The following is an 18,634-nucleotide window of genomic DNA, read 5'->3' as shown; positions in this document are numbered from 1 at the left end:
TATTATGATGAAAAAAATAACAAATTACCTTGCTTCAATTACGCTGTTTAGCTGCATTGGCTTTTCTGCCTTTGGCGATGACCTTGATATTTATTTAGGCAATGCCAGTAGTGCGGTTACCTATAACCCAAATGTGCTGTTTATTATGGACTCATCGGGGAGTATGGGGTCGTACGATAACACCAGCCAGACCAGAATGCTCAGAGTACAAAACGCGCTAAAAGACGCGCTGAGCTCTGCCACAAACATTAATGCCGGACTGATGCGTTTCTCCGATTATGGCGGACCAATCCTCTATCCGATACGTAATATTGACGAGGCTGTGCGTCCTGAAATAATTGTGTCAACAAACGACGATGATCATGATGCCCATGAAATAAACGGTAATGTGACTACAGACAGCAACGACTTGATATTAAGTAGTGGCACCCAAACGGTAACTTCTGGCTTGCGCTTTACCGATTTAAACATACCGCAAGGAGCTACCATTGTTAGTGCTAATATTCGCCTTACCTCTGAAAGGTTTAATATTGCAGGCACTTCTCTTGTTATTTCAGCAGAAGCATCTGCATCTAGCACCGAGTTTTCTTCAAGCAGTAATAATCTTAGCGAACGGACCAAAACAGCCGCCAATGTTGAATGGCTGACTGATAATAGTTTTCCCGCCTCAGGCGAAGTCATTACCACGCCAGACATTAGCGCTGTAATACAAGAAGTCGTGGACTTGTCTGCTTGGTGTGGCGGAAAAGACTTAAACATCCTGATTGAAGGTTCAAGTTCGGACAGCGCTAGTGGTCGAGAGGCCAGGGCGAGTGATGTAGGGCAAAGCGGTGCACCGCAATTAGTTGTGTCATACGACGACTCTACGGCGACGGGGTGTGTGCAAGGTGAGGGCGTTTATCAAGTTGGTAACGCTAAAGATAACTCTGAAGAAGCGACCAATGGTTACCCTAACACAGGAAGTGAGCTCACGTTTCACCCATCATACAACGACTACATAGGGGTAAGGTTCAGAAACGTAAATATTCCGCAAGGCGCTGAGATAACAGAGGCGTACCTTGAATTTACCGCCTACAGCACTGTAACTTATGGCAACCCTAGTATGCGTATACGCGGTGTTGCTGACGATGATGCGTCAGACTTTCATCCAAACCAACGCTATCGCTTGCGAAACCTGCCAAAAACCTCAGGCATTACGTGGTCAATGCCTGACTTTTACAACAACAACAATTATCGAACGCCAAACATAAGCAGTATCGTCAAACAAATCGTTGACCGCTCTGGTTGGCGATCAGGTAATGATATGGCGTTTGTGATGGACGATTTTGTGTCATATCGAGGAGCGCACACCTATAACTCACCGTCTAAAGCGCCCAAATTGATTGTGAAATTTAATGGTGCCGCCACGCCGGGCGCAACAGCATCAGTACGCGAACACTTAATAAGTAAGATTGATGAGCTAAGTGCTAACGGCTTTACTCCTATCGTAGATACCTTGTTAGAAGCCACAAATTATTATGGTGGTCGAAGTGTGGATTATGGCCGCAAACGTGGTGAGAACGGAGTTAACAACTCCGTTAGAAAAAGCACCAGGGTAAGCCATCGTAGCTCTTATATAGGTGAAGACTCTATTTTACCGTCTGGATGTACAGAAGATAATCTATCTGACAGCGATTGCGTTACAGAACAAATTCCAACTCCCGCGACTTACATTTCGCCAGTATCTGACTTACAGTGTCAAACCAACAACCACATCGTATTGCTTTCAGATGGTGAAGCGAATAACAACCACAGTGTTTCTAAAATTCAAACCTTATTGGGTGAAAGCTGTACAGGTAGTGGTGGCGAAAAATGCGGCTTAGATTTGGTAAGAAACATTAGCGATACCTCTACATCTGTGATTGGGCCTAGAGTGATAACGCACACGATAGGTTTCGCGGCGAATAATACTGCTAATAATTTCCTCAACCAACTTGCGCTGCAAAGCGGTGGGGGTTTCTATCAAGCGGATAACAGCACTGATTTACTTGAAGCTTTCAATACTATTTTGCGTTCTGTAAAAGACGTGAATGCCACGTTTGTTTCCCCCGGTGTTGCGGTTAACCAGTTAAACCGTCTTACCCACAGAGATGAGCTTTATTTTGCACTGTTTAAGCCTAGCGAAGGCGCAATTTGGCCTGGTAACTTAAAGCGCTACAGGTTGAGTGGAGACGAAATTCTCGATAAAAACAGCCACAGTGCTGTGGATAGCGAAACTGGGTTCTTTGCTGAGAATTCTCATAGCTATTGGTCAACACTCGCGGATGGCAGTGAGGTGAGCGAAGGTGGCGCCGCAAGTCGTATGGGTACAAACCGCAACATCTATGTTTTTGACGGAACGGGGTCTATTGTGGATGAGGACAATAAACTTCATGAAGAAAACTCTGATATTACGAATGAAGATCTTGCTATCCAAAATGAGACCGATGCGGATGAGCTAAGAGAGGCTATCTTAAAATGGGCACGAGGTGTTGATGTAAAAGACAGCAATGGTAATGGCAGCACAAGTGACTACAGAACCCAAATGGGCGACCCCATTCATTCACAACCGATTATAGTGAATTACGGTACTAACGATTCGGCCATTTTTGTCGCGACTAACCAAGGAATGCTTCATTCATTTGATACAGAAACCGGCGAAGAAAATTTTGCCATCATGCCAAAAGAGCTGCTACAAAATTTACATCACTTCTACAAAGATACTCCGTCGTTAACCCATGAGTATGGTCTAGATGGCGATATGGTTCTGCGTACTGTGGATAACAAAATGTATCTTTATGTGGGCATGCGTAGAGGTGGCCGCAACTATTACGTCTTTGACGTTACTGCGAAAAACTCGCCTAAGCTTAAGTATCAACTTACTGGCGGAGAAGGTGATTTAACTAAGTTAGGTCAAACGTGGTCGAGACCAACTATCACAAAAGTAAATATGGGTGGTGAAGTTAAAAACGTGATGATTGTTGGAGGCGGTTATGATGACGCTCAAGATGATCGTGCGATACGAGCCAACGACGTAGTTGGTAATGCCGTCTACATGTTTGATGCTGATACGGGAAGCCTACTTTGGCACGCCAGTAATGAAGATTCTGATCTTGATTTAACCCATATGACTTATAGTATCCCGGGGCGCATTTCTGTCATCGATAGGGATAATGATGGTGAAGCTGACCACATGTATGTTGCTGATACAGGGGGCCAACTATTTCGTCTGGATATTTATAATGGAGAGTCTGGTTCTGACTTTATAAAAGGTGCACGTATTGCCGATTTCGGTGGTGATACTGAAGAAACCAATCGCCGTTTTTACTATGGGCCGGATGTTACAGAAATCGCATTAGGTGATGAATTGTATTATGCCGTTGCGTTGGGGAGTGGCTGGCGTGCATCTCCACTAGATACCGTAGTGGAAGATAACTTCTACATGCTTAAAGATAGCGGTGTGTTCAAACGCGATGAAAACGGCAAGTACACGTACATGACTACAGTGACCGAAAATCAAATGTACAATGCTACCAGTCACGCGCTAAATAGCAGTGATGAAAGCGAGCGAGCACTTGCGGCAGCAGAGTTCGCCAATAAAGATGGCTGGTATTTGAACCTAACAACGAATGGTGAGAAAGTGCTGTCGTCTCCGCTTATCATCGACTACAAAGTATTCTTTACCACCTATGTTCCGGCTGCAAGCAGCACCAGTGCCTGTGCGCCGCCTACCGGAAACAGTCGGGCATATCTTGTTAGTATGTTTAATGGCAATGCTGTCACAGATGTGAATAACGACGGTGATGTGAATGGTGATGATCGCGTTGCTGAGTTGAAGCAAACCGGTATTGCACCTGAAACTAAGATACTTATTGAAGATATTGTTAGCCCGGTTGTATGTTTAGGTACTGAGTGTGTGTCTGCGGTAATAGAGGTCGATGAGGACGGCAATGACGAAGCTTGTAACAGTGCTTTTGAGTGTTTAGCTGAAAACATTTACGGGCGATTTGAACGTATTCAACGCGGTAGCTGGCATTCAGAAACTGAAAGGGAATAATCATGGAAGCAAAAAAACACGCTCAGGGCTTTTCACTTATTGAACTCATGATAGTGGTGGCTATCGTCGGCATAATCGCGGCTATTGCTTATCCGTCTTATCAGGGCGTTATTGCTGATGGATATCGCGGTACCGGCCAGGCTGACTTGTTAGGTCTAGCGTCAGCGATGGAGCGTCATCATAGTGGTTCTTTTAGCTACAAAGGTGCAGGCGCAAGCGGAGGCGATACCGGAGCGCCTTCTATTTTTGCAACACACTCACCTTCATCAGAGCCCGCGGCTAATCGTCGTTATAATCTAACTATTCAATCTGCCGGAGTGACTGATTACGAATTGAGAGCGACCCCTGTATCGGGAACTGGTCAAGCGGCAGATGGTACCCTTTACTACTTCAGCGATGGAAGAAAAGGGTGGGACAAAAATAATAATGGCTCTCTTGAAACTGATGAATATTGCTGGTCTTGTTAACGATTAACTGATTCACCTCATTATTGCACCTTAGCAAACTATAATACGCTAAGGTGTGATTGTCGGAATGCCAAACACGGCTATATCCTCCCAACGTTGATCTACGCTATCTTGTGTGAGTGCCAATCTTGTAGTATCTAACTGTTTTGTTTGTTCGTCTTGTGACTTTAACGTTGCCTGCCAAAGCACTCGCGTTTTAATATCGCTTGAAAGTAGGTAAGCACTAGAGGTCATAAAAACTAAAAGCGCTATGAGTACCTCTATTAACACTCCACCTCTATTCGCACCACTATAGTTTGAGCAAAGACGATTATCATCAGGTGTGCTTCTACGCATTATCGACAATACGCTTTTGAATTCTTTTTGTTGGGGTTTTTTAATTGATGTCATACCAGGTTCCAGGAACGGGAATTATTTTCGCTATATGAGTGCTAGCCTGTAGGTTGCTAAGTACTTGCGCTGAAGGCGTCAAAAGGCCATAAATTTGCTGTTGTAACTGTGTATTAGACACGAATGCACCCTTAATCGAACTGGAATATGTCAGGTGAAGTTCATGAGTAGCTGTGGTCGTTGAGAGCATGATGATCAGCCCAAAGAAGTGAGTGTTCGCACTTATAGTAAGATCTCCATCTACCACTATTAACAAGGCAGGCGCTGAACTTGATGTATGAGTTAGATCACTATGGCTTAGAACGCAGTCACCATTTATCCAATAGACTGTGGCATTCACCAAGTTGTAGCAATGAGAAGCTGTCGCGCTGTTGGGAAAAAATGCTGCACTTAGCTCGGCTTCACTTCGATTGAACAACCAATGAGTAAGCTGGTTATCCCATGAAAATAGCTGTGCTGCGGTGGGCAATCTAAGAAGGGCAGGGTAACGAAGAAAATTAGCTTTATATTGAATGTTTTCTGCATTGTGAGAAACGCTTACTTCGTAGTGGGTGAGAGACTGCTGACCAACACCCGATAGGCTTTCTTGGTTTACTGTGGTTGATAGAAAAGGCTGACTTGTCGTGTTTAGTGCCGCTGAAATACTTTTCGTTCTAAGCGCTGTCGCCACTTCTTTAAGATGTTGTTTTAATTGTATTCGAGAGCTTACCGTCTCTTGCCTGATTTTCTGTATGGCATAGTACTGCTGAACGCTTTGCGAGGTAATTATGGTCGTAAACGTCACGACACTCAGAAGGATGGCGACAATCGCGAGGAGTGCCATACCTTGTTGTTTCCCTGTCGAAAAGTAAGGCTTACACGTAAATGTTTGTGTGTATGAGGTAATAGACTTCTGTTTTACTCTCTCTTTATCTCTCATTGGTCGCCTCCACCACAAACGTTTTGCTGACAACAAGGCTGGGGTCTATCACACTTTGTAGGCTTAATTTAATTTCATAAGCGGCACCCCAGCTGCTTTTGTGCAGTACCATTACGGAAAATTGTGTTACTTCGACAGTATTTGGGTCGGTCAAGTCAAACCATCCCCCTTGCGTACAGGTTTTTCCTCCAACCCTGTATTCAATTGCCTTATCGTGTAGTCGATATCCAAACATTTCGTCTTGCGCTGTAGAAATAACGCCACTGCGATTTTTGTCGTAGGAAAACGTGATGCAGCTATTTGCTGTTTCACCAGTTTGGTGACCAAGGGTCACGTTGGCCACTATTTGAGGGATGCTTGCAAGTGTTAAAAATGGCGTAAGCGTGCTGCTATTTTCAATAAACCCGGCTCTGCTTAAATGCCGTGAAATAGTATCTTGGAGTGCTCGGGCGTCTTCTTCTATTGCGGTAGCATGTTGTAGTGACGATAAACTAACGTAAGACTGCACATTGTAAGTCGTTATCGCTGCTATCAGTATGCCCGATAAAGTGCAGGCCACCATAAGCTCTGAAATACTATAGCCGCCAGTTTTATTTGTACTTAAATCGTTCAATGTTTTTGGAAAAGCTAGCACAGCGTAATGCCTGTAATGCGTTGTTCGCTACACAATTTCACTCGACCCAGCGGGCTGACCGTGACTTTGGCAGCAAAATGGTCACTGGAAAGCTTGAATGTGGTGGCACTGCCGAAATTAAGTGTACCCTGTTGGTTGAAGGCTACGGTTTTGTCTTTTGCGTTTAACGTGGTTAGCTTTGAATTCCATTTAGCTGGAGGCTCCCAAAACGCGGCCTCATTTAACGCACAGTTTTGGTATGTTGAACAGGTGCAGTTTTCATCGTCACTGATTATTATGCAGTTCGCATTTTCGAATTTTGCGATGAGGTAATAGGGCTTTTTTTGGGTAAGTGCATAAATACGTGCTTGCTTAGCTGAGTTGGCTAATTGCGACGCGAAATGTTTAAAACTGTTCCGTTCTAGCCACGTTTGAAATGACGGAACCGCGCTTACCGACAATATACTTGTAATACTTATCACGATAAGTAATTCAATGAGCGACATGCCTATTGCGCGCTTGTACCCATTATTTTCTCTTTTTTTATTTCTTCGTTCAGGAAAAGCCATGCGTAAGTCCAGTAATAGTGCCCGTGCTAAATTGATAGGCTTAATGTACTGAAAAACACAATGAGAGAAAGCTGTACCATGGAAGGGAATAGCGTTGGTTTAAACAATCGAGTTTCTAACACAGGATTTACGCTAGTTGAGGTATTGGCTGTGCTCGCTATCGTTAGTGTATTAGGTTTAGCAACTACAACAGCGATAATATCAAGTTGGCAATTAAGCCAAGTAAATCAAGTTAAAGCGTACTTATTATCAATACAGTCAATGCAGTCGAGAAGTTGGTTGGAGTCAGGTGTCTACCTACCGTTGACTGCTCTGCCTCAAGCCAATATCGACAAGGTCAGCATTGCACAGACGATGAGTCAAAGTGGTGAATATGAAGTGGCAGCTACGCTATTTTTTAAAAAGCAAAATGACAGTTGTAGGGTTTTAAAAATTAGTGAAACCTCATTGGCCCCGAAAGAATGCTGGTAATAGCGTTATCAACCCAGCTTATTAACTGCGTATACTAACTTCGGCTGGGAAGTGCGGCAAGCAACTACGGCTATGAACTACAAGATAGCGCATTACCATCTAAATCTTCTTTTTCACCATCGTCGTCACTGTCTACAGCTATCGAAATTCGCCCGTATAGCGAAAGTAATAGGGCAGAGGCATAGTCTGCATCGTTATCTTTGGGGCACAGCGTAATTGTCGCCGCCGTATCGATTGCGCCTTGCTCGTCAAAGGTTAAGCTGCCTGTTACACCGTAGATAGCGTTTGCGGAGTTAAGCGGATCGCTTGCGACAATAAGTGCCTCGCTATTGTCACGACTACCATTACCGTTTTTGTCCACAAATACCATTTTCGCCTTTTTCCAGCTGCTTGTGCAGGCGGTGTAATTTTCTGTTGGACACAAAACAACACTTGCTTGTTCGTCTACCGCGGTAAACCTGGCCCGCTGCACCACGGCACTTAAATTATTTATATCTGAGGTAATTCTATTTTTGATAAGCACGCTTTGTATACTAGGCGCGACAGTAGTAAGGATAATTGCTAGCACAGCAACAGCGACCAACATCTCCAGAAGTGTAAGACCTTTTTGTTTAACAAAGGCTTTTGGGTATTTTTTGAATCTTATTCTTATCATTGTGAGATTGCTATCTTCCGAACTTTTCTAAATCATTAACTAATGAAATGCGCCATACAAACCTCAGGTTAAAGCTATTGCTTTTAGGGTTTCTGAGCCTTCAGAGCTTGCCTTGAGCAAAAACCTTATTTACCTTCAATTTACTTTTTTATTCTATCTTCGATGTAATGATACTACGCGATAAATATGCATTACTCGCCTATTTTTTAGGGTAAACTAAAATACAGTAGCAAAGGTATGTTTTACCGTGATATCGCATAGTTGACCATACGCCTTACGGTTAACTGTTTCGCACAACCCATGCCTACGCTCAAAAATAATAAAATATACATACGATGCGTTTTCTTTTGCACAGTAAGTGCAAGGTAAATCAAATAGATGCGAGGATACCACTAACATCTGAAGTGATATTGTCGTAGAATCGAGTTCCAGGACGCCTCAAAAATACGTGGATATTACAATGCAAAAACAAGCAGTTATTGATGAAATGAAAGTGCTGCCTGAAATTGACGTCGAATATGAAGTTGCACGTCGAGTATCTTTTATCAAAAAGCAGTTGCTTACCTCAGGTTTGAATTCGCTGGTATTAGGTATTAGTGGGGGAATTGATTCATGTACTTTGGGTCGATTAGCACAGTTAGCTGTGAACGAGCTAAATGACGAACATCATGAAAACTATCAGTTCATCGCGGTTCGCTTACCTTATGACACTCAAGCTGACGAAGAAGATGCACAAAAATCTATCGATTTTATTCAGCCTTCACATTCGCTAGCAGTGAACGTTAAACCAGGTGCAGACGCAATTCACGCCTCTACTTCTCAAGCGCTTGCCAATGCCAACCTTCTTCCTGAAAGCGATGAGAAGCAGGACTTCGTTAAAGGCAACGTCAAAGCGCGTACTCGCATGGTTATTCAGTATGAAATTGCGGGGATGGTTGATGGGCTTGTTCTCGGTACAGACCATTCGGCTGAAAATATTACAGGGTTTTATACTAAGTACGGTGACGGAGCGTGTGATTTAGCCCCTTTATTTGGTCTAAGTAAGCGCCAAGTGCGTGCAGTGGCAGCCCATTTAGGTGCACCGCACAATGTAATCACTAAAGCCCCAACCGCTGATTTAGAAAGCCTTTCGCCACAAAAAGCTGACGAGCAAGCGCTGGGCATGTCCTACGACCAAATCGATGACTTTTTGGAAGGCAAGCCTGTTTCTGCAGAAGTGGAAGAGAAATTGCTCTATATTTATGAGCGTACACAACACAAACGTGTACCAATTCCAACAATTTACGATGAGTTGTAGTCATGAAAAAAATTGAAGCTATCATTAAACCGTTCAAAATGGACGACGTTAGGGAAGCGCTAGCTGAAGTCGGTATCGCAGGGATGACAGTATCAGAAGTGAAGGGGTTTGGCCGCCAGAAGGGTCATACCGAGCTTTATCGCGGTGCTGAATACCAAGTTGACTTCCTACCTAAAATCAAAATTGAGCTTGTGCTAGATGATGACCGCGTTGAACAAGCGGTAGAAGCCATTCAGTCATCTGCTAAAACGGGCAAAATAGGTGACGGCAAAATTTTCGTTTACAGCGTTGAAAGTGCTGTGCGTATTCGTACCGGTGAACAAAACGAAGACGCAATATAAATTAATCGTATTCTTCGAAAATAAAAAAGGGAGCCTTTGGCTCCCTTTTTGATACGTTCAACACAACTTAGTGCTTATCTTCTGAGCATTCGCCTGTTTTCGGGTCGCAACAGCTGCTTGCTTCCTGATGCACATGACCGTGCTCAAGCTCTTCTTGCGTCGCTTCACGCACGTCTACAACCGTTACATCGAACGTCAACGGAATACCTGCTAGCGGGTGGTTACCGTCAACAACAACTTCTTCGTCAGTTGTTTCGATAATGATTACAGACTGCTCACCCTGCGGAGTAGTGGCGCGGAAAGACATACCAACTTCAACATCCATACCGTCGAACATTGAACGAGGTACGGTTTGAACTAGTTCGTCAGAACGTTCACCGTAAGCCTTCTCAGGGTTTACAGAAACGTTGAAGCTATCATCTTTCGATTTACCGATAAGAGCATCTTCTAGTCCTTCAATTAAGAAGCGACGGCCTAGAAGTACAACTAGCGGCGATTTACCTTCTGAAGAGTCTAGCGTTGTGCCGTCTTCGGTAGATACGGTGTAGTGTAGCGTTACAACGCTGTCAGAAGTAATTGTCATAACAAATCCTATCTTGGCCCTATGATTAAAAAAAGGGCAATAAATTTAATGCAGCAGTAAACTGCTTATCGACGTTTTTTCACAATATTGCTTGCTTGTTGCTCAATACTGTACGGCAAGCTATTAGGGTAACAGGTAATGGCATTGTTATCAGCCAGTCTGTGTAAATCTTCGGGGGTAGTGTCGTTATTTAACACAGCGATAAACCAGGTTTCGTTATCAAGCGACGCAACATTGAGTACTTTGCCCGCTATACGCCAATTTTCACCTAATTGCTTTTCAAGGCTATCGCCAGGTTTGATATCTACTTTTTCTTCAAGCTTAAAGCTATAGGCGGCACGTTTGTTTTTGCCCAAAAAGCGTGTTCGTGCAACCACTTCTTGCCCCATATAACAGCCTTTATCAAAGTCGATACCGTGAAGCGCATGTACATTAATCATTTGTGGTACATATTCCGCTACAGCTTCACCTTGTACTAAGGCGTGTACGCTTTCAATCTGAATGGCGTCAAACACAACGTGGGAATAACACGCTACAGCTTTTGTTTCAATTAACGTGTTTAATTGCTTTGTGCCGTTTTCATTTAAAAGAACAACAATGCCTTTGCGAGTAGTGTTAGCTACAAATGCCACGCCATGCTCGCTTTCTATTTTCGGCAGCATACCTTTGTCTGCAGTATCGCCGTCAACGAGTTGTGCGACTTTATCGCTCGAAAAAAGTTGCTCTAATAGGGCTTTAATCTCATCTAACTTGGTTGCATCAAGTGAAATGAAGTGAGCGCTGTACGCCTGCGAATCGTCAACAATATCGACCTTAGAAAATACGCCATACTTATTGAGCTGGGCTAACGAATGGCTGCCAGCATCGTCATTTGTAAGCAGCAATAATTTGTTTAAGTGGCGGGTCACGTACCCCGTAGCCCACGTCTTGCCTTTATTGTCACAATGCGCAAAATGCCTTGCCGTATTTTCATCAAGTTTATTGATATTGACCGTGATCTGACCATGAAGGTAGCTGTCAGCCTGTTCTCCTACCAATGAAATAGTCATGGTGTTTGAAAGCTTGACCATAAACTCATGAGGAAGATCTTGTAATGCTGCGATAGATGTCATATTCACCACTGTAAAGTTCGCTGTATGTACTCAAGGTATGGTAAAACCAGCAATATTCAAGGGTAGTACACACTAATGTGTGCAGATTAAGTTCTATTTAGTTTGCCTATCCGACCAAAAGAGCAGTGATCCCCGGCCGCAGGGCATGGTATTATTGCTAGCGAATAAAAAACGGTATAAAAGACATATGTTTGAACCAAAAAGACTAGCCCGATTAAAATGGGCCTGCCGCAGAGGCATGCTGGAGTTAGATGTACTATTGCTTCCTTTCGTGGAAGAAGCCTTTGACTCACTAAGTTACGAAGACCAAGAAACATTTGAACGTTTACTTACCAGTGATGACCCTGATTTGTTTGCTTGGATAATGGGACATCAAAAGTGCGAAGATCCTGAATTAGCCGCCATGGTGGCGACTATTGTTAATCGTGTCAAAGTATAGAGTTAGCATAAAGCACAATAGATTTAGAAAAGTATTTGGGGAATTATGCGTAGCCGTTTGCCTTATGGCAGCACTATGCAGCCTTCCTCAATACCTATGGTCTTGGCTGAGCTTCACCGGGGAACTAGTGTGCATAGTTGCCGTGGCTGCGTTAATGATAGTCTGGCGTCTTTATGACGCGTTTAGTAACAATATTTCTACTACTCAATATGCACTCTCTTTGACCAGCGATGGTATTATTCGCGCTATTGACGATAGTGCGCTTCTTTTAGATCCATCAAGCAGGACCATGCCCAGAGTGTTAGCCGATGCTTTATCTGATGGCACATCTATGAAGATTCATCAGTCTTCCCAGTTATTTACTTGGGGAATGTGCATTAACGTGTTGCGTCATAAACGGCATTGGTTCGAAAAAGGTCATAGCCATTTGACGTGGGTCTTAAAAGGTGAGTGCTGTGAGGCAGACTACCGCAGGTTGGCAAGAGCCATTATCTTCGCAAGAAAAGCGACGCCTTAAAGGAATTTAACAGATGTTTCGTGAGTATACTAAAGCGTTATTCAAACGCGTTGACGCCAGGCAACTTATGCAATTTAAGCCGCCTACGTTGCCGCAGCGCATATACACAAAAACGCTCAATGTCGATAACGTGCACTATACTTCTTTTTGTCAAGAAGTTGATTGGCCGGCGAATGAGCATGCTCATCCTCTTTATTTGCAAATGCTTTCGTTACCGTTACAGATGCAGTGCTTGCTAGACAAGCAAAGCCCATTTCCTTTACTCGGTTTGATTCACGCTGCGAACAAAGTGTTTGTGCTAGAGCATTGTGATTTAAGCGAGCCATTTGAATGTCGTGTGCGCTTTCACGACGTGAGACCCCATAGCCGTGGGTGGGAAGTGGACGTTATGCTAGAAGCACTTCAGTCGGGGAATCTGGTCTATAGGGCGATAAGTAGCTATTTGGTGAAAGTTAAAGCCGTTCACGTTGCACCACGTGGCCCAAAAAACGACCTAAGTGACGAATGTAACCTTGAAGATAGAGCGCTAATTGCTGAAATTAATGCTTCGGCAAATACTGGACGACGCTACGCTAAGCTTTCTGGCGACTATAATCCTATTCACTTGTCTGCTATATCTGCCAAAGCCTTTGGGTTCAAACAGCCCATAGCACATGGGATGTGGACCTTATCTTGTGCGGTGTCAGCGTTTGTAAGTCACCAAGAGGACAGTCAATCTATAACCGTGAAAGAAGTAAATTGTCGCTTTAAAAAGCCAGTTTTCTTGCCTAATAACATTCATATTCAACAACACTGTAAAACGGATACTAGTGCGCTGTTAGACGTAACCGATAGTGACGATAGCCTTGTACATTTATCAGCGAGCGTGGCGTTTAATCAGTGTGGTATTTAATCAAAGAATAGCTTTAAAAGAAAATAGCCCTGAATTGAATATTGAATCCAGGGTTAATAAAAGGCATCTGAAAGAGTGATTGAGAGAGCATACAAGTATGCTCTCTTTTTTGTTTGGGCGTTTTTAAATAGCACAGTCTGTTTGCGAGTGCTGTAATTTAAAGCATCCGCTTGCTTTAGCAGGCGCTTTTAATTTAAACGTAAGCCCTAAATTAGCTCTACATTAGCAAGCGTGAATCGTTATGTGTTAGCCAGCGCCAGAAAAGCTGTCTTGGGTAATTAATAAACCTACGTCAGAACCCGACAATTGCTTTCTTGGTGTAAGAATTGTGGGGGCTGGATTGTCCAATTGTTCAGGGTGGTCCAAGTTGAAATGTAGCCCTCTACTTTCTTTTCGTTCCATCGCGCACCGCACAATGAGCTCTGCAACCGTAACGAGGTTTCGAAGTTCTAGCAGGTTATTACTTACTCTGAAATGTGAGTAATACTCAGTAATTTCTTGCTCTAACAGTTTGATACGGCGCATGGCCCGTTCAAGGCGCTTGTCAGTGCGTACAATACCTACGTAGTCCCACATAAATAGTCTAAGTTCGTGCCAGTTATGTTGAATGATAACTTCTTCATCTGAGTTTGATACCTGGCTTTCATCCCACGGCGCTATAGCCTCTTCACATTCTGCGCTGTGAAGGTTTTTAATTATATCGTCAGCAGCGGCGCTGGCGAACACCACGCATTCAAGTAGGGAATTAGAAGCCATACGGTTAGCGCCGTGTAGACCTGTGTAGGCAACTTCGCCAATTGCGTAGACATTATTTAAATCGGTCTTAGCATTAAAGTCGGTCATTACCCCGCCACAGCTATAATGCGCAGCCGGTACTACTGGAATAGGCTCGCGGGTAATATCTATACCAAGAGAGCGGCACTTGCGATAAATATTAGGGAAGTGCTTAACGATAAAATCAGCAGGCTTGTGACTAATATCTAAATACATACAGTCAGCACCTAAACGCTTCATTTCATAGTCAATAGCCCGGGCTACTACGTCACGAGGCGCCAAATCGCCTCGTTCGTCAAATTTGTGCATAAAGCGGGTGCCATCAGCGTGGCAGAGGTTTGCTCCTTCACCGCGTAGTGCTTCAGTAATTAAGAAATTACGTGCCTGCGGGTGGAATAAACAGGTAGGGTGGAATTGGTTAAACTCCATATTCGCTACACGGCAGCCTGCGCGCCATGCCATAGCAATTCCGTCACCGCTTGATACATCAGGGTTAGATGTATATTGATAGACTTTGCTGCCACCGCCAGTGGCCAACGCTACGAAAGGCGCGCGTATCACTTCCACATGTTCTTGCTGTCTATTCCACACGTAGGCACCTACAACACTTTTTTTCTCTTCTTTTGAAGGAATAAGGTCAATAGCATTGTAGCGCTCGAAAACGTGGATATTCGGATGTGTCGATACCGCGTCATTTAGTGTAATCTGAAGTGCTTCACCTGTGGCGTCAGCGGCATGAAGAATACGGCGATGGCTGTGCCCACCTTCGCGGGTAAGGTGAAAGCGTTCCTCGCCAGATTCGCTTTTTTCTGTATCAAAGGGTACGCCGTAGCCGATAAGCCATTCAAGGCATGCCTTTGCTCGCTCCGCAGTAAACCTCACGGCAGGCTCTTCACAAAGCCCTGCGCCTGCTGCTAACGTATCTGTTACGTGAGCATCTATGGAGTCTTGTTCATCGAATACGGCAGCTATACCACCTTGTGCATAGCGGGTAGAGCCTTCATTGCGATCACTTTTACTTAGTACAATAACCTGGCAATGGTCGGCGAGTTTAAGCGCCAAGCTTAATCCCGCCGCGCCACTACCAATAATCAATACATCACAACGGTGTTCTATTGCATTTGAAGTGGAAGTTAGTGAAGACGATGCAGATTTCATGTATTTTTATATCAATTCAAACGAGCAAAGGTCCGGCAAGTCTAAAGGATGAATAGCAAAACACAATCATTCTTGCCTGCTGACCTAAGCATTTTTTAAAAAATTTAATGCTTTTACAGAACTTTTGTAAAAAGAGCGCGTCTATACACATGCTTGTTAGAGCTATTGTGTAGTTGAAGTAGGGAGTAATGGCTCGAATGAGCGAGCAGATAACCGACCAACAACTGGTCGAAAAAGTACAGCGTGGCGATAAAAATGCGTTCAACTTGTTGGTAACTCGTTATCAACACAAGGTAATGCATCTCGTTTCTCGCTATGTGAAAAATACCGGTGACGTAGCTGATGTAACGCAAGAAGCGTTTATCAAAGCATACCGCGCCTTACCTAATTTTCGTGGCGACAGTGCATTTTATACTTGGCTTTATCGCATTGCGGTGAACAGTGCCAAGAACTATCTTGTATCTCAAGGTCGCAAACCACCTGCAAGCGATGTAGATGCCGATGAAGCGGATTTTTACGAAGGAAGTGATGCTTTAAAAGAGCAATCCACCCCTGAGCGAAGCCTGCTATCTGAGGAAATCGAAGAAACCCTCTTCAAGGTGGTTGAAAAGCTACCAGACGATTTGCGTATGGCAATTACACTACGTGAAATTGAAGGGTTGAGCTATGAAGAAATTGCCAACGTAATGTCTTGTCCTGTTGGTACGGTAAGGTCCCGTATTTTTAGGGCTCGTGAGGCAATTGATAAAGTTATTCAACCGTTGTTAGAAAATTAAAAAGAAATAAAATCAAAAAAAGATGAACTTTCTTTTTTCCACGATGACTAACAGCTGTGTTAGGGTAGTTAATGATCACTTTGATCTGGAAATGAATATATGACGCAACAGCAAGAAAAATTGTCCGCATTCATGGATGGTGAGATAGAAGGCAATGAAATCATCGACGCTATTAAGCAAGATGAAGCGCTTCAAGCCAAATGGCAACGTTACCACGTGTATCGCGGTGCAATGCGAAAAGAGGCAAGCGTAGCCCCTCAGTTGGATATCACAGCAAGCGTAGCAGCTGCGCTTGAAAATGAACCGGCGATAGTCGCACCTAAACGCTCGCGTTGGCAGTCAATTCCATTAATTGGCAGTGTCGTTCCTTTTGCGAAGCAGTCAGGTCAGTTTGCAGTGGCAGCGTCTGTGGCGGTGGCAGTTATTTTTGGTGTTCAATACACCAATCAAGAAGCGCCGACCGAGCCATTTATGACAGCGCCAACAATTGCGCCTCAAGGCGGATTGTCTCCAGTAAGTTTGGAGCAGACCCGAACTTTACCGCGTAACGATATGAATGAAATGCTTGAGAAAAAGCGCAAAATAAATGCGCTGATTGCTGACCACGAACAGCAAATAAAACTCAAGCAAGCGCAAGAAGAAAGTGAAAGCGAGACAAGCGGACCAGAGCGCCCATAGATTATCGTTGAGCTATTAAAAATGAGTTGAAATGTGTCTTTGCACTTAAGTGCGGTCAAGATGCATTTCATATTTTAACCATACCAGCATATACTGCTGGTATGTTTGTTTTAAGGCGGGAATAATGCGCTGTAGTTCTATCCTTGCACTTTTTTTCATTTCGGGCGGGGCTATCAATCCCACGTTTTCTCATGCAACGGCACCCAGCGAAGTGGCGATTTCTTCTGGTGCAAAATTTCAAGCGAATAGCGATATTGATGCTAAATCAGAAGATAACGCTGGTAATGACACAAACGCTCCAAAAGAGGAAGGTGCTGGAAAGGGAGATGGCTTTCAAATACAAGCTGAAGAAAGTCGTAATGAGGAAAACACGTCTACTTCACGTACGCCACAGCTTCAGTCAGCGAATCAGTGGCTGGCCGAACTACAAAACATTATCACCAACGCCAATTTTCAAGTGTCTTTTGTGCAAACTGTCGCAGGAAAGGAAACGGTTCCTTACCTGTGGCGTCATGGGATAATGGAAGATGGTTCTGAACTAGAGCAATTAAACCTTCAAAATGGGCCCGGTCGCGAGCTTATTCGCGTTAATGATGTAGTGAGCGTATTTGAACCAGACGTTCAACCTTACAGCTTACGGTCAAAGCATATAAATGGTCCGATCCCTAGTGCACTGCTTTACCACCCAGAACAACTCAGTTCAGCCTATGAGTTTGTCGCCGTGGGTCGAGCGCGAGTAGCAGGACGTTCGGCACAGCAAATTCGTATAGTTAGCCGAGATAACACACGGTTCGGCTATCAACTGTGGCTCGATGAGTCCTCTGGCATGTTGCTGAAGCTGAATATGCTTGATTTGCAAGGGGCGTTGTTAGAGCAAATTCAAGTCACCGCTTTTGCCATATCGCCTGAACCTGCGGAATACTTTTCGCGAATAAACTCAGCATCTTTACCAGCGCCTATGGCTTTGAGTAATACCCCAAGTCGAGCACATAAGTGGGATGTCACATATTTGCCAGCGGGCATGCGAGAAATAAAGCAAGATACAAGACGCTTAGCATTAACAGGGCAGGTCGTAGAATATAAACTCTTTTCAGACGGCCTAGTGGACGTATCTGTTTATGTTCAGCCAGCCGAAGATGCGCTCGGCGAAACCCTTGCGTTACGAAACGAAGTTAGCACCTTTTTAACGCTAACCGACGGGAAGGCCCAAGTGACGGTAGTGGGGGAAATTCCACTGCAGACTGCTAATGCTATTGCTACGTCTTTACGACCTGTTGCTAATAAAGGGCGATAGAGAGCTAAGGTTAAGCAGCACTAAAACACGGTAAAAAGAGCAAATATGATTAAAGAAACCGCCACTGTAGTTGCCGTAGATGGTGATACGGTAACAGTTGAAGCGGCCATTAAATCCACCTGTAATGCATGCCAGGCCCAAAGTGATTGTGGCACCGGTGTCATCTCCCGTGCAATTGCACCTAAAACCCAGCAATTGACCTTACGCACGCCTATGCCTGTTCAAGTCGGTCAGCAGGTGACTGTGGGTATACCCGAAGCGGGTATTTTAAGCGCTTCGGCTTTCTTATATTTGCTACCGCTTATTGCTTTTATTGGCGCGTATTCAGTTTTTATATCACTGCTTAGCTCAACAGGTTTTAGTCATGAATTGTGGGCTCTAGGACCAAGTGCTTTGGTTACTTTCATAACATATAAGCTCATTGCTTATAAGTTACATCGAGTTGAGCGCACGAAATATCAACCTGTTTTATTAGGCCAGCAAGGCCTGAATTGAGTGAAGTGCCTGCTTATAAGTAGGTTTTGTCTTTTTGACTTGTTCATTTAATCTGTAGAAGCCCAAATTAGCAGAGCTTCACGTGTTTTAAACTTCTGGGCAAGAGAGCAAAGTCACGC

General features: G+C 44.0%; 20 protein-coding genes. 12 read left to right on the top strand and 8 right to left on the bottom strand.

Annotated elements, in window-relative coordinates; genetic code table 11:
- The first annotated feature begins 7 nt into the window (after positions 1 to 7).
- Together IW644_RS09340 and IW644_RS09335 are read left to right on the top strand one after the other, a co-directional pair.
- Positions 8 to 4,075 (top strand): PilC/PilY family type IV pilus protein, encoded by a 4,068-nt coding sequence (locus IW644_RS09340; protein WP_269917367.1) that lies wholly within the window; start codon positions 8 to 10, stop codon positions 4,073 to 4,075.
- A gap of 2 nt (positions 4,076 to 4,077) precedes the next feature.
- Positions 4,078 to 4,542 (top strand): type IV pilin protein, encoded by a 465-nt coding sequence (locus tag IW644_RS09335; RefSeq protein WP_269917366.1) that lies wholly within the window; start codon positions 4,078 to 4,080, stop codon positions 4,540 to 4,542.
- Between the two features lie 48 nt (positions 4,543 to 4,590).
- Here the strand turns inward: IW644_RS09335 and IW644_RS09330 are convergent, their stop codons facing one another.
- From IW644_RS09330 to IW644_RS09315, 4 genes are read right to left on the bottom strand one after another with little or no spacing between them, the layout of a single operon-like run.
- Positions 4,591 to 4,932, bottom strand: coding sequence for a type II secretion system protein (locus tag IW644_RS09330; RefSeq protein WP_269917365.1), 342 nt, complete (start codon positions 4,930 to 4,932; stop codon positions 4,591 to 4,593).
- On the bottom strand, positions 4,919 to 5,851 hold the full coding sequence (locus tag IW644_RS09325) for a hypothetical protein (protein WP_269917364.1): 933 nt from the start codon (positions 5,849 to 5,851) through the stop codon (positions 4,919 to 4,921). Before IW644_RS09325 ends, IW644_RS09330 begins: the two co-directional genes overlap by 14 nt.
- Positions 5,841 to 6,485, bottom strand: coding sequence for a potassium:proton antiporter (locus tag IW644_RS09320; RefSeq protein WP_269917363.1), 645 nt, complete (start codon positions 6,483 to 6,485; stop codon positions 5,841 to 5,843). Before IW644_RS09320 ends, IW644_RS09325 begins: the two co-directional genes overlap by 11 nt.
- Positions 6,479 to 7,033 carry a GspH/FimT family pseudopilin gene (locus tag IW644_RS09315; protein ID WP_269917362.1) on the bottom strand — a complete coding sequence of 185 codons (555 nt, stop codon included), beginning with the start codon at positions 7,031 to 7,033 and terminating at the stop codon, positions 6,479 to 6,481. The genes IW644_RS09320 and IW644_RS09315 overlap by 7 nt, the downstream gene beginning before the upstream one ends.
- A gap of 78 nt (positions 7,034 to 7,111) precedes the next feature.
- Here IW644_RS09315 and IW644_RS09310 point away from each other — a divergent pair, with 78 nt between their 5' ends.
- Positions 7,112 to 7,504 carry a prepilin-type N-terminal cleavage/methylation domain-containing protein gene (locus tag IW644_RS09310; protein ID WP_269917361.1) on the top strand — a complete coding sequence of 131 codons (393 nt, stop codon included), beginning with the start codon at positions 7,112 to 7,114 and terminating at the stop codon, positions 7,502 to 7,504.
- A 70-nt stretch (positions 7,505 to 7,574) separates the two neighbouring features.
- Here the strand turns inward: IW644_RS09310 and IW644_RS09305 are convergent, their stop codons facing one another.
- Entirely contained in the window at positions 7,575 to 8,159 is a 585-nt protein-coding gene (locus IW644_RS09305; RefSeq protein ID WP_269917360.1) for a GspH/FimT family pseudopilin, read from the bottom strand.
- 460 nt (positions 8,160 to 8,619) lie between these two features.
- Here IW644_RS09305 and nadE point away from each other — a divergent pair, with 460 nt between their 5' ends.
- Positions 8,620 to 9,456: an ammonia-dependent NAD(+) synthetase gene (gene nadE / locus IW644_RS09300; RefSeq protein ID WP_269917359.1), complete on the top strand. Its 837-nt coding sequence runs from the start codon at positions 8,620 to 8,622 to the stop codon at positions 9,454 to 9,456.
- A gap of 2 nt (positions 9,457 to 9,458) precedes the next feature.
- Positions 9,459 to 9,797 (top strand): P-II family nitrogen regulator, encoded by a 339-nt coding sequence (locus tag IW644_RS09295; RefSeq protein ID WP_012517511.1) that lies wholly within the window; start codon positions 9,459 to 9,461, stop codon positions 9,795 to 9,797.
- Between the two features lie 67 nt (positions 9,798 to 9,864).
- Here IW644_RS09295 and IW644_RS09290 read toward each other — a convergent pair whose 3' ends face one another.
- A complete protein-coding gene (locus IW644_RS09290; RefSeq protein ID WP_179984008.1) occupies positions 9,865 to 10,380 on the bottom strand; it encodes an FKBP-type peptidyl-prolyl cis-trans isomerase in 516 nt (171 codons plus the stop codon).
- A 65-nt stretch (positions 10,381 to 10,445) separates the two neighbouring features.
- Entirely contained in the window at positions 10,446 to 11,492 is a 1,047-nt protein-coding gene (ygfZ, locus tag IW644_RS09285; protein ID WP_269917358.1) for a CAF17-like 4Fe-4S cluster assembly/insertion protein YgfZ, read from the bottom strand.
- A gap of 187 nt (positions 11,493 to 11,679) precedes the next feature.
- Between ygfZ and IW644_RS09280 the strand changes: the two genes are divergently transcribed.
- The 3 genes from IW644_RS09280 (at position 11,680) to IW644_RS09270 (ending at position 13,340) form a co-directional block, all read left to right on the top strand.
- Complete coding sequence (locus tag IW644_RS09280) at positions 11,680 to 11,931, top strand: FAD assembly factor SdhE (protein ID WP_014950112.1); 252 nt, start codon at positions 11,680 to 11,682, stop codon at positions 11,929 to 11,931.
- Between the two features lie 64 nt (positions 11,932 to 11,995).
- Positions 11,996 to 12,448: a hypothetical protein gene (locus tag IW644_RS09275; RefSeq protein WP_269917357.1), complete on the top strand. Its 453-nt coding sequence runs from the start codon at positions 11,996 to 11,998 to the stop codon at positions 12,446 to 12,448.
- Between the two features lie 13 nt (positions 12,449 to 12,461).
- Entirely contained in the window at positions 12,462 to 13,340 is an 879-nt protein-coding gene (locus tag IW644_RS09270; RefSeq protein ID WP_269917356.1) for a MaoC family dehydratase, read from the top strand.
- A gap of 246 nt (positions 13,341 to 13,586) precedes the next feature.
- Here IW644_RS09270 and nadB read toward each other — a convergent pair whose 3' ends face one another.
- Entirely contained in the window at positions 13,587 to 15,272 is a 1,686-nt protein-coding gene (nadB, locus tag IW644_RS09265; protein WP_269917355.1) for an L-aspartate oxidase, read from the bottom strand.
- A gap of 197 nt (positions 15,273 to 15,469) precedes the next feature.
- Here nadB and rpoE point away from each other — a divergent pair, with 197 nt between their 5' ends.
- From rpoE to IW644_RS09245, 4 genes are all read left to right on the top strand, one after another.
- The gene (gene rpoE / locus IW644_RS09260) at positions 15,470 to 16,048 is read left to right on the top strand and encodes an RNA polymerase sigma factor RpoE (protein ID WP_012518957.1); all 579 of its coding nucleotides are present in this window, start codon (positions 15,470 to 15,472) and stop codon (positions 16,046 to 16,048) included.
- Positions 16,049 to 16,147: 99 nt separating this feature from the next.
- Positions 16,148 to 16,726 carry a sigma-E factor negative regulatory protein gene (locus IW644_RS09255; protein WP_179984004.1) on the top strand — a complete coding sequence of 193 codons (579 nt, stop codon included), beginning with the start codon at positions 16,148 to 16,150 and terminating at the stop codon, positions 16,724 to 16,726.
- A gap of 124 nt (positions 16,727 to 16,850) precedes the next feature.
- Positions 16,851 to 18,020: a MucB/RseB C-terminal domain-containing protein gene (locus IW644_RS09250; protein WP_269917354.1), complete on the top strand. Its 1,170-nt coding sequence runs from the start codon at positions 16,851 to 16,853 to the stop codon at positions 18,018 to 18,020.
- A 45-nt stretch (positions 18,021 to 18,065) separates the two neighbouring features.
- Positions 18,066 to 18,515 carry a SoxR reducing system RseC family protein gene (locus IW644_RS09245; protein ID WP_179984002.1) on the top strand — a complete coding sequence of 150 codons (450 nt, stop codon included), beginning with the start codon at positions 18,066 to 18,068 and terminating at the stop codon, positions 18,513 to 18,515.
- Positions 18,516 to 18,634 lie beyond the last annotated feature (119 nt).

This window comes from Alteromonas sp. PRIM-21 (genome assembly GCF_027563165.1).
Taxonomy (GTDB): Bacteria; Pseudomonadota; Gammaproteobacteria; order Enterobacterales; family Alteromonadaceae; genus Alteromonas; species Alteromonas macleodii_A.
The sequence above is the reverse complement of the archived record's forward strand: the minus strand, read 5'-3'. Positions and strand labels throughout refer to the sequence as shown.

Coding starts and splice junctions, on each gene's coding strand:
- IW644_RS09340 (WP_269917367.1), top strand. CDS start 8: ATGAAAAAAATAACAAATTACCTTGCTTCAATTACGCTGTTTAGCTGC.
- IW644_RS09335 (WP_269917366.1), top strand. CDS start 4,078: ATGGAAGCAAAAAAACACGCTCAGGGCTTTTCACTTATTGAACTCATG.
- IW644_RS09330 (WP_269917365.1), bottom strand. CDS start 4,932: ATGACATCAATTAAAAAACCCCAACAAAAAGAATTCAAAAGCGTATTG.
- IW644_RS09325 (WP_269917364.1), bottom strand. CDS start 5,851: ATGAGAGATAAAGAGAGAGTAAAACAGAAGTCTATTACCTCATACACA.
- IW644_RS09315 (WP_269917362.1), bottom strand. CDS start 7,033: ATGGCTTTTCCTGAACGAAGAAATAAAAAAAGAGAAAATAATGGGTAC.
- IW644_RS09310 (WP_269917361.1), top strand. CDS start 7,112: ATGGAAGGGAATAGCGTTGGTTTAAACAATCGAGTTTCTAACACAGGA.
- IW644_RS09305 (WP_269917360.1), bottom strand. CDS start 8,159: ATGATAAGAATAAGATTCAAAAAATACCCAAAAGCCTTTGTTAAACAA.
- nadE (WP_269917359.1), top strand. CDS start 8,620: ATGCAAAAACAAGCAGTTATTGATGAAATGAAAGTGCTGCCTGAAATT.
- IW644_RS09295 (WP_012517511.1), top strand. CDS start 9,459: ATGAAAAAAATTGAAGCTATCATTAAACCGTTCAAAATGGACGACGTT.
- IW644_RS09290 (WP_179984008.1), bottom strand. CDS start 10,380: ATGACAATTACTTCTGACAGCGTTGTAACGCTACACTACACCGTATCT.
- ygfZ (WP_269917358.1), bottom strand. CDS start 11,492: ATGACATCTATCGCAGCATTACAAGATCTTCCTCATGAGTTTATGGTC.
- IW644_RS09280 (WP_014950112.1), top strand. CDS start 11,680: ATGTTTGAACCAAAAAGACTAGCCCGATTAAAATGGGCCTGCCGCAGA.
- IW644_RS09275 (WP_269917357.1), top strand. CDS start 11,996: ATGGCAGCACTATGCAGCCTTCCTCAATACCTATGGTCTTGGCTGAGC.
- IW644_RS09270 (WP_269917356.1), top strand. CDS start 12,462: ATGTTTCGTGAGTATACTAAAGCGTTATTCAAACGCGTTGACGCCAGG.
- nadB (WP_269917355.1), bottom strand. CDS start 15,272: ATGAAATCTGCATCGTCTTCACTAACTTCCACTTCAAATGCAATAGAA.
- rpoE (WP_012518957.1), top strand. CDS start 15,470: ATGAGCGAGCAGATAACCGACCAACAACTGGTCGAAAAAGTACAGCGT.
- IW644_RS09255 (WP_179984004.1), top strand. CDS start 16,148: ATGACGCAACAGCAAGAAAAATTGTCCGCATTCATGGATGGTGAGATA.
- IW644_RS09250 (WP_269917354.1), top strand. CDS start 16,851: ATGCGCTGTAGTTCTATCCTTGCACTTTTTTTCATTTCGGGCGGGGCT.
- IW644_RS09245 (WP_179984002.1), top strand. CDS start 18,066: ATGATTAAAGAAACCGCCACTGTAGTTGCCGTAGATGGTGATACGGTA.